The organism is Aeromonas media, from assembly GCF_000819985.1.
In the GTDB taxonomy this organism is placed as follows: domain Bacteria; phylum Pseudomonadota; class Gammaproteobacteria; order Enterobacterales; family Aeromonadaceae; genus Aeromonas; species Aeromonas media.
This window is the reverse complement of record NZ_CDBZ01000137.1, coordinates 10,658-12,447: the sequence shown is the minus strand read 5'-3', so window position 1 is coordinate 12,447 and position 1,790 is coordinate 10,658. Positions and strand designations below refer to the sequence as shown.

Annotated in this window: 2 protein-coding genes; one reads left to right on the top strand and one right to left on the bottom strand. The window is 63.8% G+C overall.

Annotated elements, in window-relative coordinates:
• A partial coding sequence (locus BN1127_RS22435) for a hypothetical protein (protein ID WP_042649589.1) occupies positions 1 to 261 on the bottom strand: 261 nt, incomplete at its 3' end.
• 153 nt (positions 262 to 414) lie between these two features.
• Between BN1127_RS22435 and BN1127_RS11895 the strand changes: the two genes are divergently transcribed.
• Positions 415 to 1,752, top strand: a complete 1,338-nt coding sequence (locus BN1127_RS11895) for an MATE family efflux transporter (RefSeq protein WP_042649588.1) — start codon at positions 415 to 417, stop codon at positions 1,750 to 1,752.
• Positions 1,753 to 1,790 lie beyond the last annotated feature (38 nt).

Genomic DNA, 1,790 nt, shown 5'->3' with positions numbered 1-1,790 from the left:
CTCCTTGAGGCGAGCGGACTCCTTGGGGTAGTCGATGAGGATCTGCTGATAGGCCTTGCCCTGCTCCCGATAACGCTGGGCGTCCCGGGCATACTGCAGGGCCTGCTGATAGCTCTCCCGCAGTTGCTGGTTTTCGAGGCTGTCGGTCTTGGGGACGCTTTGCAGCAACTCTTCCACCTGGGTGACGGCATCATCGGCCTGGACAGCGGAGAAGGGGAGCAGGCTGAGACAGAGCATCAGACAGAGCAGGCGTTGCAACATGGCGCACGTTTCCGTTCATGAGAAGTCGCCTTAGCCTAAAGCAGGGGCCGGGGCGGGTAAAGCCTTCCACATTAATGATTTGCAACATAAATAACGGGTGATCCGGGTCTTGTTTGGCTATTATTCTGGCCGTTTCCCTCCGTTGAGCAATTTATGTCCTCTGTCGATCTGGGCACGGCCCCCCTTTCCCGGCTCTTCCTGCGTTACGTCACCCCGACGGTAGCCGCCATGCTGGTCACTGGCGTCTATGTCACCATAGACGGCATCTTCGTCGGCCATCTCCTGGGTCAGGACGGTCTGGCGGGCATGATGCTGGCCTACCCCATCTGCGCCGTGCTCTATGCGGTGGGGGCGCTGATCGGCATGGGCTCCTCGTCGCTCGCCTCGTTTTATCTGGGCAAGGGGGAGCAGGCAAAGGCGCGCCACATCGTCGGCAATGCGCTGGTGATGGTGCTCATCGCCTCCGCGCTGCTCGCCTTCATTGGCATCCGGTATGGAAGGGAGATGCTGACCTGGATGGGGGCCGAGGGGGTCATCTTCGACGCCGGTTTCGCCTACCTGCAGTGGTACGCCTGGCTCGGGGTCTTTGCCGTGCTCTCCATGGCGTTCACCGCCCTGCTGCGCAACGACGGACGGCCCGGTCTCACCACCTGGATCCTGGTGGGGGGCGGCGTGCTCAACGTGCTGCTCGATTACCTGCTGATGGCAGTGATCCCCTGGGGACTGGCGGGGGCGGCCATCGCCACCATGCTCTCCCAGGCGGTGACCGGCGGTCTCTGCCTGTGGCACTTCTTCACCCCCCGCAGCCAGCTGCGCATCCGCTGGGATACTCTGGTGCCAGACTGGCGCCTGATGGGGGAGACCCTGCGACTCGGGGTGTCGAGTTTTCTGATGTACCTCTATCTGTCTGTGGTGCTGGCGCTGCACAACAAGGCGCTGCTGTCAGTCGGCACTTCGCTGCACGTGGCTGCCTACGGCGTCATCAGCTACAGCGAGGCCTTCTTCTATCTCATCTTCGAGGGGATCGCCATGGGCATCCAGCCCATCGCCAGCTTCAACGCCGGAGCGGGTAACTGGGCTCGGGTACTGCGGGTGCGCAACCTTGCGCTGGGGGTGACCCTGGCGGTGGCGCTGTGCGGCATGATCCCGCTCTACCTCTGGCCACAGGGGGTGGTCTATCTCTTTGCCGGCGACAACGCGGCCCTGTTGCCGGTGGCCAGCCTCGGCATCTGGCTCTACTTCTGGGGCCTGCCCATGGAGGGGCTGCTGCTGGTGGGCGCCACCTATTTCCAGGCCATCAACCGGGCCCGCATCGCCTCCCTGCTCACCGGCGGCAAGCTGGTGCTGATCGGCGGCTTCCTTTGGGGCTTCTCCTCCCTGTGGGGTGTGGCCGGGGTCTGGCTGGCGCTGCCCACCTGCAGCACCCTGCTGGTACTGGTGATGTGGCGGGCCATGGGCAAGGAGGCCGGGCAGCATGCCGCAACCCTGTGACTAGCGCCCCTCTCCATGAACGAAAAAGGCAGCCCGGG

Bases quoted from the DNA above. Each gene is read 5' to 3' on its own strand.
- BN1127_RS11895 (WP_042649588.1), top strand. From the start codon at position 415: ATGTCCTCTGTCGATCTGGGCACGGCCCCCCTTTCCCGGCTCTTCCTG.